The organism is Dechloromonas sp. ZS-1, from assembly GCF_039649255.1.
Classification (GTDB): Bacteria; Pseudomonadota; Gammaproteobacteria; order Burkholderiales; family Rhodocyclaceae; genus Azonexus.
Genome location: NZ_JBDIYD010000001.1, coordinates 311,358 through 325,799 on the forward strand (window position 1 = coordinate 311,358; position 14,442 = coordinate 325,799).

The window sequence follows — 14,442 nt, forward strand, 5'->3', positions numbered from 1 at the left end:
GGAATCTATGAGTAGTCCAAGGCCCATCCGCCGGATGGGCCTTCATCGTTTCACGTGGAACCAAAATAATGAGTGAAGAGAACGTCCCGCAAACTGCCGCGCCGGCTTACGGTGAGTCCAGCATCCAGATCCTCGAGGGCCTGGAAGCGGTGCGCAAGCGCCCGGGTATGTACATCGGTGATACCTCCGATGGTACTGGCCTGCATCACCTGGTCTTCGAGGTGGTCGATAACTCCATCGACGAAGCCTTGGCAGGTCATTGCGACGACATCATCGTCACCATTCACACCGACAATTCGATTTCGGTGCTCGACAACGGCCGGGGTATTCCGACCGGCGTCAAAATGGACGACAAGCACGAGCCGAAGCGTTCTGCCGCTGAAATCGCACTGACCGAGCTGCACGCCGGGGGCAAGTTCAACCAGAACTCCTACAAGGTGTCCGGCGGTTTGCACGGTGTGGGCGTTTCCTGCGTGAACGCACTGTCCAAGTTCCTGCGCCTGACCATCCGTCGCGACGGCAAAAAGCACTTCATGGAATTTTGCCGTGGGGTGCCGGTTGACCGCGTGATCGAGACCCGCGATGGCTTTGAAATCTCCCCGCTCAAAATTCTCGGCGATACCGAAAAGCGCGGGACCGAAGTGCACTTCCTGGCCGACGAGGAAATTTTCGGCCACGTCGAATTCCACTACGAAATCCTCGCCAAGCGTCTGCGCGAACTCTCCTTCCTGAACAACGGCGTCAGCATCAAGCTGGTCGATCAGCGTTCCGGCAAGGAAGAACTGTTCGCCTTTGCCGGTGGTGTGCAGAGCTTTGTCGAGTACATCAACCGCACCAAGTCGGTCCTGCACCCGAAGATTTTCTACTCGGCCGGTGAAGCCAAGGTGGGCGGTGATGGGGTCACCATCGGCGTTGAAGTGGCGATGCAGTGGAACGATTCCTATCAGGAACAGGTGCTCTGCTTCACCAACAACATTCCGCAGTCGGACGGCGGTACGCACCTGACCGGTCTGCGCGCGGCCATGACCCGCGTGATGAACAAGTACATCGAGGAAAACGATATTGCCAAGAAGGCCAAGGTCGACATTTCCGGCGATGACATGCGTGAAGGTCTGGCCTGTGTGCTGTCGGTGAAGATGCCCGATCCGAAGTTTGCCTCGCAGACCAAGATGAAGCTGGTTTCCTCGGAAGCCCGTCCGGCGGTCGAAGAAGTGGTGGCCCAGAAGCTGGCTGACTTCCTGCTGGAAAACCCGATCGACGCCAAGACCATCTGCGGCAAGATCGTCGAAGCCTCGCGTGCCCGCGAAGCCGCCCGCCGTGCGCGTGAAATGACGCGCCGCAAAGGCGTGCTGGACGGCGTTGGCCTGCCCGGCAAGCTGGCGGATTGCCAGGAAAAAGATCCGGCGCTCTGCGAAATCTACATCGTTGAGGGTGACTCCGCAGGCGGCTCCGCCAAGCAGGGTCGCGACCGGAAGTTCCAGGCCATTCTGCCGCTGCGCGGCAAGGTGCTGAACGTCGAGAAGGCCCGCTTCGACAAGCTGATTTCGTCCGAGCAGATCGTGACCCTGATCACGGCACTCGGTACCGGGATCGGCAAGGACGATTTCAACGTCGAGAAGCTGCGTTACCACCGCATCATCATCATGACTGACGCGGACGTCGACGGCGCGCACATCCGCACGCTGCTGCTGACGCTGCTCTACCGTCAGATGCCAGAGCTGGTCGAACGCGGTTACATCTATATCGCCCAGCCGCCGCTCTACAAGGTCAAGCACGGCAAGACCGAGCGCTACCTGAAGGACGACCAGGAATACAACCAGTTCCTGCTCAACATGGCCCTGGATGAGGCGGTTCTGACGCCGCGTACCGGTGCGGACGGCATCACCGGCCCGGCGCTGGAAAACTTGGCCCGCAACTGGCTGGCCACGGAAGCCGTGATCGAACGCCTGGCGCATCTGATCAATCCGGATGTGCTCCAGTCCATCGTCCGCCACAACCTGGAAATCGACCTCGGCAGCGAGTCGACCGCCCGTGCCAGTGCAGAACGCCTCGGCCAGTTCATGGCCCGGGGAACGCAGGTCATCGCCAAGTTTGACGACATTCAGGAACGCTGGACCCTGCGCGTCGAGCGCATGCACCACGGCAACCTCAAGGTTGGCCTGATCGACGAGGATCTGCTCCTCTCGGGCGATTACCTCCAGATCAAGCGGATGGCTGAAACCCTCGGTGATCTCTTTGGTGCGGGGGCTGTCATTGCCCGCGGCGAGAAAAAATTCGCCATCACCAACTTTGGCGATGCGATGAAGTGGCTGCTCAACGAAGTCGAGCGCGGTATCAGCAAGCAGCGCTACAAAGGGCTGGGCGAAATGAACCCGGAACAGCTCTGGGAAACCACGATGGACCCGAATGTCCGTCGCCTGTTGCGCGTCCAGATCGACGATGCCATCGCGGCCGACGAAATCTTCACCACCCTGATGGGCGAAGACGTCGAACCCCGCCGTGCCTTCATCGAAACCAACGCCCTGAACGCGCGGATCGATATCTGACGGGTTTTCAGGTCATTTCAAGGGGCTGGATGTGTTTTTTCATTCAGCCACCGCTACAGCATGAAAGCCATCCTGCGGGTGGCTTTCATTGCTTCGGAAAGCTGAATCATGCACATCTGGGTCGATGCCGACGCTTGTCCCGTGGCCATCAAGGAAATTCTGTATCGGGCGGCAAACCGCGTTGAGCGACCGCTGACGCTGGTGGCCAACCAGATGCTGCGCGTGCCGCCCTCGCCGTGGATCAAGGCGGTGCAGGTGCCGTCCGGGTTTGATGTGGCGGATCAGCGTATTGCCCAGTCGGCTGTGGCGGGTGACATTGTGGTGACGGCGGATATTCCTTTGGCGGCGGCGGTGATCGCCAAAGGGGCGTGGGTGATCGATCCCCGTGGTGAGCTGCTCGATGCAGGCAACATTCAGGAACGCCTGAGCATGCGCAATTTCATGGAAACCCTGCGCAATAGCGGGGTGGAGACGGGCGGGCCGGCGGCGATGTCGGCGGCGGACAGGCAAGCCTTTGCCAATCAGCTGGATCGCTTGCTGGCCAAGTGCTGCTGAATACGGCGTGCCATCCTGAATTGGGCCGGTGAAACGGTGTTGACCGTCGGCTTGCAGGTTTTATGGGTGCGGGGGCAGCCCGTATCGACGACCTTATCCGGTCATGCCTTGTGACAGGCAAATCTCAGCGCCCGCCGGTTTTCGTCCGGAGCAGGGTGGCGTTGGCGGCATCTTCCTTGTATGCGTACTCCAGCTTGCCATGGCGGATTTCGGTCATGACCACCATCTCCTGTGAAATCGCTTCGTGATCCTGCGGGGTGAAGGGACGGGCGTAGCGGGCCGTGACGGTCGAGGTGGTCGGGTATTTCAGATTTTCCAGTGCATCGCGGACCTTGGGCCCGTCGGTGGAGGCAGCCTGGGTCATGGCCAGGGAAAGCAGGCGCAGCGCATCGTAGGTTTGTGCGGCAGCCACCGCAGAGGGAATGGTGGCGGTGTCGTTCAGGCGGCGATAACTGAGGGCGAACTGGCCCTTGCTTGAGCTGAGCTCGTTTTCGACAAAGGTGGCAACGGCACGCACCCCATCGGCGCTCTTGCCTGCCGTATTGAGAAAACTCTGCTGCGTCAGGGGCCAGGGACCGATGATGGCCATCCGGATACCCTGTTTGTCCATGCGTTTGACGATTTCGCCCGCATCGGTGGCCAGGCCGTAGAGGATCACGGCCTGTGCACCGCTGGTCTTCAACTTGCCGAGCAGTGCTTCGTGATCGTTGCCGCCAACCTTGAAGCTGCCGATCAGCACAGGCTCCAGCGCGTATTTTGAAAACGCTTTCTGAATGCTCTCCCGGCCCGAGACGCCGTAGGGGCTGTCGTCATGCAGCAGGGCAATCCGGTTGAACTGGCGCCGTTTGACGGCTTCGTCGAGGAGGGCGGCGGCCTGCAGTTCATCGCTGGCCGAGGTGCGGAAAACGTAGCTGTCTGCGATGGCCGGCGGCATGAAGCTGCGACCGATCACCGCGCCGGTCGAGGCCGAAATGATCAGCGGAATCCGCGCGCCCTGCATCACCTTGGCGGCCTGCATGACGACCCCGGTATTGGCGATGCCGACGACAGCCGCCACTTTTTCCTTCTCGACCAACTCGCGGGCAGCACTCGCGCCGGTATCGGGATTGGCCTGGTCATCGCGGATCACGAGTTCGACCGTGCGCCCGAGCACACCGCCGGTGGCATTGATGTCCTGCACGAAAACACGGGCGCCACCGACGATGCTTTTGCCCATGTCGACCGAGGCCGGGCTGCTGAGCGGGGCAATGACCCCGATCCGGATGCTGTCTGCACTCTGGGCCGGGCTCACGAGAACGGCACACAGGATGGCGAGGGGGAGGCGGGCAGGGGAGAGGGGACGGCGCATCGGACAAGGCTCGTTCAAAGGACGATGTCGATCACGATAGCAATTTGAGACGATCATGCCAGCCGGGGAATACCCTGTTCTTCCAAGCCATGCTCGGTACGCACTGCATGCGATGTAAATTGTCAGAAAACGGTATGGCGTGTTCTAAATCCTGATCGAATATGATATTTATCAATCTTTCAAGGAGACAGTGCCCGGAAACCTCCTGATGACCGGGCTTTCAGGGAGTTATAACAATGAAGAATTTCCCGCTTTCCCGTCAGATTCTGATGGTGGCTGCCATTGCCGTGGCGATCATGATCGGGGCGCAAAGCCTTGTCGTGGCCTATCTCGCCAGGCAGATCGCACTGAAGCAGACTGAAGCATCGCTCAACGAGCAGACATCGCTGATTGTCAGCACCCTCGAGTTTGCGCAGGAATCGCTCAAAGAGCGTGCTTTGAGCAATCTCAACGCCTTCGAGAGTGGCTTGCTCGGCAAGATTCACCTGAGTGGCCGCACGGTACAGACCGGCAAGGAAAACCTGCCCGAACTCGTGCTGAATGGCACGACCTTGAATGGCAATCTGGCCTTGCTGGAGCAGTATGCCAAGACCTATCCGGGGCGTGAGCCGTCCTTCATTGTCCGCAGTGGCGACCGATTTTACCGTGCGGCCACCTTGCTGAAGGACAAGGAGGGCCAATCCCGTACTGGCGAAGCGCTCTCCGAGAAGGAGGCTTACATCCCCGCTATCGCAAAGGGCGAGTCCTACACCGGCACGATCCAGCGCAGCGGCAAGATGTTTGCCATCGCCGTCAAGCCGATCAAGGATGGCCAAGGCCAGGTGGTCGGGGCGATTACCCTGCGGCTGGATGTCAGCAACAACATCGCTTTGCTGAAGAAAAAGCTGCTGGAAACCAAGGTCGGCAAGACGGGTTATCCATACGCGATTTCCGAGCCGTATGGCGATCAGACCGAAGGGGTCTTCGTCGTTCACCCGAAACTCGAAGGTAAGCGGGTTTCCGAAGCCGGTGAGCGGGTCAAGGCGATTACCGACACCATGTTCAAGCTGCGTAACGGCACCTTCGAATACAAATGGATCGATGGTGAAGGCAAGGAGCGCGACAAGATCGTCGTCGTCCGCGAGTTGCCGGAATTGCACTGGCTGGTGGCCTCGGGCAGCTGGACCGATGAATTCACCGAAGACACGCTGACCCTGCGCAACAAGGTGATCGCGGTGTCGCTGGTGCTCGGTGTCCTGCTTCTCCTGGCATTGGCCTGGCTGACCCAGAACCGCCTGAAGCCGGTCGGTGCGCTGGTCCTGGCCAGCAATCGCCTCGGTGCGGGCGATCTGAGCATCGAATTGAAAGGCAATCCGAACAGCCGTAACGAGGTCGATGTGCTCTCGCACTCCCTGGGCCAGGCCATTGCCTCGATCCGGACCCTGATTGGCAACCTCAAGCGCACGGGCGGTACCCTGCACGATACGGCAGGGGCGCTCTCCGATGCCTCCGGCAACCTGCAGCACGCAACGGCACGCCAGAGCGAGGCCGCGACCTCGATGGCCTCTTCTGCCGAGCAGCTGACCGTGGGCATCCAGCAGGTCGCCGACAGTGCCCGTCATGCCCTGGGCCAGACCGAAGAAGCGCGCAAAGTGGTCGATGAAAGCCAGTCGACCGTCGCCGAAGCCATCGACGCGATGGAAGAAACCGCCTCAGCCGTGCGTCGTTCTGCCGAACAGGTGAGCGATCTGGGGCGGCGCTCGCAGGAAATCGAACAGGCACTCAGCTCGATCAAGGGCATTGCCGATCAGACCAATCTGCTCGCGCTCAATGCGGCCATCGAAGCGGCCCGTGCCGGTGAAGCCGGGCGTGGTTTTGCCGTGGTCGCGGACGAGGTGCGCAAGCTGGCTGAGCAGTCGGGCAAATCGGCCCAGGACATTTCGGCCATCCTGTCGCAGGTTCAGGCCGGTGTCGGGTCGGTCAATGACACCATTCACCAGGCGGTGACCCGGGTCAGTCACTCCGTCGATGCCTCGCGTCATCTGGCCAAGGCGCTGGGTGAAGTGTCCACCCGCTCGACGGAGCTGGGCGATGCGATCCGCAACATTGCCGGCGTGACCCGCGAGCAATCGACGGCCGCCGAGAACATCGCGCATGAAATCGGGCAGGTGGCCGCCATGGCCGACCAGACCGGTCAGGCCGCGCACACCAATCAGGACCGCGCCAACGATCTGGTGGCGGCGGCGGATACCTTGCAGGCCGAGACGGCCCGCTTCCGCCTCTAACCGGGAGACAACAGCATGCGCGTGATTGCCCAGCGGGTGCGTGAAGCCTCGGTCACGGTCGACGGTCAGATCACCGGCAAAATCGGGCAAGGCTTGATGCTGCTGGTGGGTATCGAAGCCGAGGACAGCGAGACCGATCTGGCCTGGATGGCGGGCAAGCTGGTGCGCATGCGCGTGTTTTCCGATGAAAACGGGGTCATGAACCGGAGCGTGCAGGACGTCGGCGGCGAGATTCTCGCCGTCTCCCAATTCACGCTCTTTGCCTCGGTCAAGAAAGGCAATCGCCCGTCCTGGGGGCGGGCGGCGCGGGGCGAGGTGTCCGGGCCGCTGTTTGCACGCTTTGTCGAACTGCTCTCGGCGGAACTCGGCAAACCGGTGCCGACCGGTGTCTTTGGAGCCGACATGCAGGTTGCCCTGATCAACGATGGGCCGGTCACCCTGGCCATCGACTCCAAAAACCCGGAATAAGTGCCGGCCCCTGCTTGAGGGCAGGGTCAGGGCGGACTCAGTGCCCCGGCCAGCGCCATCAGGCCGGCCAGGCCGCCGAGCGGCAGGGCGACGCCCTCGATCCCGGCGGGCAAATCGGGTTCGTTCGGATTGAGGCGGATCAGACGGCCGCCGCAGCGTTCGGAAAAACGCCTGACGGTCGGGATTTGCGTCCCGGCACCGATTTCGATGCAGACCAGACGGTCGACCGTCGGCAACCATTCTGCCAGGGCCTGTTGTTGTTGCGCCGTGCGCCGCTCGACCCAGCCCCAGTCGCCAAACATCAGGATATTGGGCCGCGCCAGACCCCCGCAATCCGGGCAGTGCGGCAGGGCATTGCGCAGGCGACATTGGGCGGTATCGACCTGCGGTACAAAGCCGTCGGCCGACCAGATGCGGCCCTTGCAGTCGCTCAGACATTGCAGGTGATGGATGGAACCATGGATTTCGCAGACCCGTTCTGTCGGGAAGCCGGCTTTCTGGAACTGGCCATCGACATTGCTGGTGAACACGAAAGCACCTTTGGGCAGGCCTTGGGCGAGATCGCGCAGCAGGTGAAAGCCGGCATGCGGCGGGGTCTGCCGGTAGAGGTCCAGACGATGGCCATAGAAGCCCCAGGCCAGCGTTGGATCGCGTTCGAAAGCGGCGGGATTGGCGATCTCGGTGAAATCGAGGCGCGCGCCGCGCAGGGCGGGATAGGCTGCCCAGAAACCACCCGGCCCGCGAAAATCGGGCAGTCCGGAGTCGATGCCCATGCCGGCACCGGCCGTGATGAGCAGGCCATCGGCCTCCGCCAGCCAGCGCGCCGCCGTGCTGAGCATCGCCTGCATCACGGCAGCACCGTGATCGGCGGCGGCTCGCCGATCAGTTCCAGACGTTGTTTCAAGGCTTGGGTGACCTGAATCTCGCCCTGACGGTCGACCCGCAAAACGAGGCCGATTTCCATGCGTCGTGCCATGTCGCGCCAGGCTTGCGGCCCGGCCACGAAAATCGGTTTGGAGGTGGCGTCGGACAAGGTCCCGGCCTTGGGGCCGGCCGGAATGAGCACGGTGACGGCCTGGGTGTGGTCGACCGGCGTGGCCGTGCGCGGATCGATCAGGTGGCTGTAGCGCCGGCCGTCGAGTTCGAAGAAACGCTGGTAATCGCCGGAAGTGCCGATGGCTTCGCCGTCTTCAAGCTGCACGGTGGCCATCGGGCCGGGCTGGCGCGGATGCTGGATGCCGACCCGCCATTTGCGGCCTTCCTTGGTGCCCAGCGCCATCACATTGCCGCCAATATTGATCAGCGCGTTCTGGATGCCTTGGGCGCGCAGGATGGCGGCCGCACGGTCGAGCGCGACGCCTTTCAGGTAGCCGCCGAAATCGAGGGCAAGGTGACGGTTGCGGCTGCTGGCGCGGGTGCCATCGAGTTTGAGGTCAGCCACCGAGGGCGCGGCCTTGCGCCAGGCGGCGAGGGCCGCCGGGTCGGGCAGGCGGGCCTGGAACTCGTCGGCCTGGAAGCCCCAGAGGCGGATCAATTCGCCGATGCCCGGATCGAAGAGGTGGTCACCCTGGGCCGAGAGCGCCTGGGCTTCGCGGATGAAATCGGCGAGTTCTGGCGTGATATCCGACGGTCGACCCTCGGCCAGGGCCTGATTCAGGGCGCTCAGTTCGGAGGGTTGCCAGGCGTGGTAGGCCCGGTGCAGGCGGTCGAATTCCTGCAGCACGGCGGCAATGGCGTGGCGCGCCGCATCCGGCTGCTCGCTGACGACGAGGACTTCAACCCGGGTGCCGAAGACAAAGGCCTGTTGTTCCTGGATTGGGGTTTTGCTGCAGGCGCAGAGGCATAGCGCGGTGAGCAGGAGCGCAAGCAGTTTCAGGCAAGACCGCATGCGTGTTCGATGACCGTGATGAAGGCGCCGGCTGCATCGAACCCGGTTTGCTGACGGATTTCGACCATGCAGGTCGGGCTGGTGACGTTGATTTCGGTAAGGTGGTCGCCGATCACGTCGAGACCGACCAGGATCAGCCCACGCTTCAGAAGCAGCGGGCCGAGGGTGGCGGCGATTTCGTGGTCACGGGCGGAGAGTTCCTGCGCGACGCCGGTGCCGCCGACGGCGAGATTGCCGCGCGTTTCACCGGCCTTGGGAATGCGCGCCAGGCACCACGGGACCGGCTTGCCGCCGATCAGCAGGATGCGCTTGTCGCCCTGGCTGATGGCGGGCAGGAAGCGTTGCGCCATGATCGTGCGCTGGCCGTTGGCGGTCAGCGTTTCCAGAATCACATTGCGGTTCGGGTCGTTGCGATGGACGCGGAAGATGCCGGTGCCGCCCATGCCATCGAGCGGTTTGACGATGACGTCGCGTTCTTCATCGATGAAGTGCTGCAACTGCGCCGGATGCCGGCTGACCAGCGTGGGCGGCGTGAATTGCGGAAATTCGGCGATCGAGAGCTTTTCCGAGTGTTCGCGCAGGGCGCGCGGGCGGTTGAAGACCTTCACGCCCTCGGCTTCGGCCCGCTCGAGCAGCCAGGTGGCCGCGAGGAATTCGGCATCGAAGGGCGGGTCCTTGCGCATGATCACCGCGTCGAACTCGCGCAGGGCACGCCAGGCGCGGCCGGTTTCGCGGTACCAGTCGTGGTCGTCGGGGCGCGGGTGAAGGTGAATGACTTCGGCAAAAACCCCGCCATGGCCGTTCGTATCGGGTGTCCGCCAGCCGAGGCTGTGCGCCTCGATGGCATAGACCTCGTGACCGTGGCGCTCGGCCGCCCGCATCATGGCGACCGAGGAGTCCTTCCAGGCTTTCAGGCTGTCCAGCGGATCGAGCACGAAAGCCAGTTTCAGGGAGCGGTCGCTGCCGCCGAGCAGGTGTTTTTCGAAGTGGAGTTGTTGCGCCATGCGTCTCAGACGGCGTCCGGCGCAGTTCGTTCCAGTTCGAGTGCCGCTGCGAGGCAGGCCAGGCGACCGACCACGCCATAGGCGTAGAAGCGGTTGGGCGGCGAATCCGGGTTGCCGCAGCGGTAATCCGGCAGGTTGCAGCCGGTTTCGAAGGCGAGCGGCTCGAAGTGCATGCCCGGTGCGTTCAGGTTTTCGTCCTTGCCGCGCCCGGTATGCACGCGATAGAAGCCGCCGACCACGTAGCGGTCAATCATGTAGATGACCGGCTCGGCGACCGCGTCATTGACGGTTTCGAAGGAATGCACGCCTTCCTGGATCAGCACCTCGGAGACTTCCAGGCCTTCCTTGACGACGCTCATCTTGTTGCGCTGCTTGCGGTTCAAGGCAATCACCTCGTCGGCATCGCGCACGGTCATCACGCCCATGCCATAGGTGCCGGCGTCAGCCTTGACCACCACGTACGGCGTTTCGTCGATGCCGTATTCCTTGTATTTCTCGCGCACGATGTCGAGCACGGCAGCGACGTTGGCCGCCAGGCATTCCTCGCCCTGACGCTCATGGAAGTTGATCGAGCGGCAGACCGAGAAGGCCGGGTTGATGCGCCACGGATCAATGCCGATTTCCTGGGCGAAGGCATTGGCGACTTCGTCGTAAGCGGCAAAGTGGTTGGACTTGCGGCGCACCGCCCAGCCGGCATGCACCGGCGGCAGGACGAACTGTTCTTCCAGGCCTTGCAGGATGGCGGGAATACCGGCCGAGAGGTCGTTGTTGAGCAGGATGGCGCAGGGTTCGAAACCGGCGACACCCAGGCGATTGCCGTTGCGGACCAGCGGTTCGAGCAGCAATTGCTGGCCATTCGGGAGGTCGACCGGCGTCGGGCCGGTGAGGTCCGGGATCAGCGAGCCAATGCGGACATTGAGGCCGGTCTGTTTGAGGATGGCGGCAATCTGCGCGACGTTTTGCAGGTAGAAGGCGTTGCGCGTGTGGTTTTCCGGAATCAGCAGCAGGCTGCGCGCTTCCGGGCAGAATTTTTCGATGGCGCTCATGGCCGCCTGAACGCAGAGCGGCAGGAAGGCCGGATTCAGGTTGTTGAAACCGCCCGGAAAGAGGTTGGTGTCGACCGGGGCCAGCTTGAAGCCGGCATTGCGCAGATCGCAGGAGGAATAGAAGGGCGGCGTGTGTTCCAGCCACTGTCCGCGCAGCCAGTGCTCGATCTTGGCGCTGTTTTCCAGAAAAGCGCGTTCAAGGTCGAGGAGGGGGCCGGTCAGGGCGGTCGTCAGGTGAGGAACCATGCTGTCTCGTTTCGCTCGGGGGTGTTGTTGTGGGCGCAAATCTTACACCCCGGGGGCAGCCTCGGGGAGGTGATGTTCGGATTGGATGCGGTCAACCCTTTGAAAACAGGTAAAATTCCGCCCTTTGCTTTGATATCGGAAACGTCGTGCTCGTCGCCGCCAACATCACCATGCAGTTCGGGGCCAAGCCCCTGTTTGAAAACGTCAACGTCAAGTTCGGCGAAGGCTATCGTTACGGCCTGATCGGCGCCAACGGCGCCGGCAAGTCCACCTTCATGAAGATTCTGTGCGGGGCGCTGGAAGCGTCTGCCGGCAATGTCTCGAAGGATGTGCATGAGCGCATGGCCTACCTGCGCCAGGATCAGTTCGCCTATGAAGACCAGCGCGTGCTCGACGTGGTGATGATGGGCCACGAGGAACTGTGGGCCGCGATCCAGGAACGCGATGCGATCTACGCCAACCCGGAAGCGACCGAAGACGATTACATGCGCGCCGCCGAACTGGAAGGCAAGGTCGGCGAATACGACGGCTACACCGCTGAAGCGCGTGCCGGCGAACTGCTGCTCGGCGTCGGCATCCCGACCTCGCAGCACAACGGCCCGATGAGCGAAGTCGCCCCCGGCTGGAAGCTGCGCGTGCTGCTCTGCCAGGCCCTGTTCGCCAATCCGGACATCCTGCTCCTCGACGAACCGACCAACAACCTCGACATCAACACCATCCGCTGGCTGGAAGACGTGCTGAACAATCGTGATTCCACGATGATCATCATCTCGCACGACCGTCACTTCCTGAACCAGGTCTGCACCCACATGGCCGACCTGGACTACGGCAAGATCACCACTTACGCCGGCAACTACGACGACTTCATGGAAGCCGCGCAGCAGGCCCGTGAGCGCCAGTCGCAGGCCAATGCCAAGGCCAAGGAACGCATCGCCGAACTGCAGACCTTCGTCCGCCGCTTCTCGGCCAACGCCTCCAAGGCCAAGCAGGCGACCAGCCGTCTGAAGCTGATCGACAAGCTGAAGCCGGAAGACGTGAAGCCGTCGTCCCGTCAGTACCCGTGGATCCGCTTCGAGCATGACGACAAGCAGAAGCTGCACCGTCAGGCCGTCGAGATCGAAAACCTCTCCTTCGCCTACGAAGGCAGCGAGCGCAAGATCTTCAACAACCTGACCCTGACCATCAACGGCGGCGAGCGCATTGCCGTGATCGGTGAAAACGGCGTCGGTAAGACGACCTTCCTGAAGCTGCTGATGGGTGAGCTGCAACCGCAGTTCGGCACTCTGAAGTGGGCCGAAAAAGCCAAGCTGGGTTACTACGCGCAGGATCACAGTGCCGAGTTTGCCGGGACCGAATGCCTGACCGACTGGATCATCGGTTATGCCCGCGCCTCCGTCGAAGAAGGCGGCGATCTGGAAACCCTGGTGCGCGGCACGCTGGGCCGCCTGCTCTTCTCCGGCGACGAACAGAAGAAACCGGTCAATGTGATTTCCGGGGGCGAACAGGGCCGCATGCTGTTCGGCAAGCTGATGCTGCAGAAGCCGAACGTGCTGGTCATGGACGAACCGACCAACCACCTGGACATGGAATCGATCGAAGCCCTGAACAGCGGCCTGGAGAAATTCCCGGGCACCCTGATCTTTGTCTCGCACGACCGCGAATTCGTCTCCTCGCTCGCCACCCGCGTGCTGGAAGTACGCGGCGACGGCAGCATCGTCGATTACCTGGGCGGCTACGAAGATTACCTGGCGTCCCAGGGCGTCGAGTAATCCCGCACCCCCCGTCGCACCCCCGGTTTTCGCCCGCAACAGGGCGTTGACCGTCAGAAAGCCGAAGGCATGTCCTTCGGCTTTTTTACGTCCCGTGCAGGCGTTGCCAGCCGAACAGCAAGAGTGCCGCTGCCAACAGCCAGATCAGGGTGGCCGCCAACAGGGTCTGAAAAAGGCTGAGGCGCGGGGCAAGCAGATAGACGGCGACCAGATAGGCCGCATAGGGCAGCAGGGCAAACAGCCCGAATAGCGCCGTTTCGCGGAGTGCGGCCGCACCGCGTTCCTGGCCGACCAGAGCGTGCGCAATGAGGGCGAAGGTTGGAAACAGCGGTACCAGGCCGGCAATGTAGAAGTGTCGGCTACGCGCGAGCACGGCAATGACCAGCACGGCCAGCGCACCCAGCAGGCTTTTCGCGAAGAGCATCATGAACAACGGCGGAAGAAAGACGACAAGGGGCGCACTCTACGCCCTTTGCCGAGGTGCAGGGTTCGCCGTTTTACCCGGGCCGGGCGGCGGCGCGTTCAAAACCAGGCCACGTGACGCCAGATCAAGCTGATCCCGGCAAGTAGCAGCAAGGCGTTGAGGACCTGGGTGAGTTGGGGGCGCGTCAGGCGCAGATCGAGATGCTGGCCCAGCCATTGGCCGATGAACAGCGTCGGGAGCAGGCACAAGGCGGCCAGGGCAACGCTCGTGTCGAGGCTGCCGGCCAGCAGGCAGAGAAGCAGGCGCCAGGCGGTCGAGAGGGCAATCAGCACGGCCTGGGTGGCTCGGAAGGCATCGCGGTCAGCCAGCGCACGCTCGAGATAGGCTGCATACATGAAGCCCCCACTGCCAAAGAGTCCGCCCAGCACCCCGCCAACCAGCGCATTGCGGATGGCGCTGGGCGCCGGTTGCGGTGCGGCGGGCTGGCGGAGCCCCTTGATCCCCTGGCTCAGGATGAAGCCGCCCAGCAGCAGGGCCATCCAGGCAGCAGGCAAATGCGTGAGCAGGGTGACACCCAGTATTTGGCCGAGCAGCATGCCGGGAAGGAGTCGTTTCAACTCGGGGAGGGCAATGGCGTGGCAGGCCCGCCAGCCGCGTTGGCTGGCGCCGATGCAATCCAGCAGGGCAAGCAGGGAAATGACGCGGGCGACCGGCATGAGCATGGCCAGGGGGCCCGAAGCAATCAGGGCCGTGCCGAAGCCAACCAGCGAAAATGCCGTGTAGGCGAAGATCAGGGCGGCGATCGCCAGGGCAAAGTGTTCGGGTTGATCGAAGTGAATCAAAAGGTCGGGCATGGGATGCATCCGCTTGTCAGGATGAAAGAA

12 protein-coding genes are annotated in these 14,442 nt (G+C 62.5%); 5 read left to right on the forward strand and 7 right to left on the reverse strand.

Going from position 1 to position 14,442, the window contains the following annotated elements:
- The first annotated feature begins 68 nt into the window (after positions 1-68).
- Both gyrB and AACO21_RS01545 read left to right on the forward strand, forming a co-directional pair.
- Positions 69-2,546 (forward strand): DNA topoisomerase (ATP-hydrolyzing) subunit B, encoded by a 2,478-nt coding sequence (gyrB, locus tag AACO21_RS01540; RefSeq protein WP_346190712.1) that lies wholly within the window; start codon positions 69-71, stop codon positions 2,544-2,546.
- Between the two features lie 108 nt (positions 2,547-2,654).
- Complete coding sequence (locus AACO21_RS01545; RefSeq protein WP_346190713.1) at positions 2,655-3,101, forward strand: YaiI/YqxD family protein; 447 nt, start codon at positions 2,655-2,657, stop codon at positions 3,099-3,101.
- A gap of 124 nt (positions 3,102-3,225) precedes the next feature.
- Here the strand turns inward: AACO21_RS01545 and AACO21_RS01550 are convergent, their stop codons facing one another.
- A complete protein-coding gene (locus tag AACO21_RS01550) occupies positions 3,226-4,449 on the reverse strand; it encodes an ABC transporter substrate-binding protein (RefSeq protein WP_346190714.1) in 1,224 nt (407 codons plus the stop codon).
- Between the two features lie 236 nt (positions 4,450-4,685).
- Here AACO21_RS01550 and AACO21_RS01555 point away from each other — a divergent pair, with 236 nt between their 5' ends.
- Complete coding sequence (locus AACO21_RS01555; protein WP_346190715.1) at positions 4,686-6,713, forward strand: Cache 3/Cache 2 fusion domain-containing protein; 2,028 nt, start codon at positions 4,686-4,688, stop codon at positions 6,711-6,713.
- 15 nt (positions 6,714-6,728) lie between these two features.
- Positions 6,729-7,181 carry a D-aminoacyl-tRNA deacylase gene (gene dtd, locus AACO21_RS01560; RefSeq protein ID WP_346190716.1) on the forward strand — a complete coding sequence of 151 codons (453 nt, stop codon included), beginning with the start codon at positions 6,729-6,731 and terminating at the stop codon, positions 7,179-7,181.
- 26 nt (positions 7,182-7,207) lie between these two features.
- Here dtd and AACO21_RS01565 read toward each other — a convergent pair whose 3' ends face one another.
- From AACO21_RS01565 to gshA, 4 genes are read right to left on the reverse strand one after another with little or no spacing between them, the layout of a single operon-like run.
- Positions 7,208-8,029, reverse strand: coding sequence for a Sir2 family NAD-dependent protein deacetylase (locus AACO21_RS01565; protein WP_346190717.1), 822 nt, complete (start codon positions 8,027-8,029; stop codon positions 7,208-7,210).
- Entirely contained in the window at positions 8,029-9,069 is a 1,041-nt protein-coding gene (locus AACO21_RS01570; protein ID WP_346190718.1) for an FAD:protein FMN transferase, read from the reverse strand. Before AACO21_RS01570 ends, AACO21_RS01565 begins: the two co-directional genes overlap by 1 nt.
- A complete protein-coding gene (gshB, locus tag AACO21_RS01575) occupies positions 9,054-10,073 on the reverse strand; it encodes a glutathione synthase (RefSeq protein ID WP_346190719.1) in 1,020 nt (339 codons plus the stop codon). Before gshB ends, AACO21_RS01570 begins: the two co-directional genes overlap by 16 nt.
- 5 nt (positions 10,074-10,078) lie before the next feature.
- A complete protein-coding gene (gene gshA, locus AACO21_RS01580; protein WP_346190720.1) occupies positions 10,079-11,365 on the reverse strand; it encodes a glutamate--cysteine ligase in 1,287 nt (428 codons plus the stop codon).
- Between the two features lie 146 nt (positions 11,366-11,511).
- Here gshA and AACO21_RS01585 point away from each other — a divergent pair, with 146 nt between their 5' ends.
- On the forward strand, positions 11,512-13,134 hold the full coding sequence (locus AACO21_RS01585) for an ABC-F family ATPase (RefSeq protein ID WP_346190721.1): 1,623 nt from the start codon (positions 11,512-11,514) through the stop codon (positions 13,132-13,134).
- A gap of 85 nt (positions 13,135-13,219) precedes the next feature.
- Here AACO21_RS01585 and AACO21_RS01590 read toward each other — a convergent pair whose 3' ends face one another.
- Together AACO21_RS01590 and AACO21_RS01595 are read right to left on the reverse strand one after the other, a co-directional pair.
- Positions 13,220-13,561: a GlpM family protein gene (locus AACO21_RS01590; protein WP_346190722.1), complete on the reverse strand. Its 342-nt coding sequence runs from the start codon at positions 13,559-13,561 to the stop codon at positions 13,220-13,222.
- 95 nt (positions 13,562-13,656) lie between these two features.
- Positions 13,657-14,412, reverse strand: coding sequence for a sulfite exporter TauE/SafE family protein (locus AACO21_RS01595; RefSeq protein WP_346190723.1), 756 nt, complete (start codon positions 14,410-14,412; stop codon positions 13,657-13,659).
- Positions 14,413-14,442: the final 30 nt, after the last annotated feature.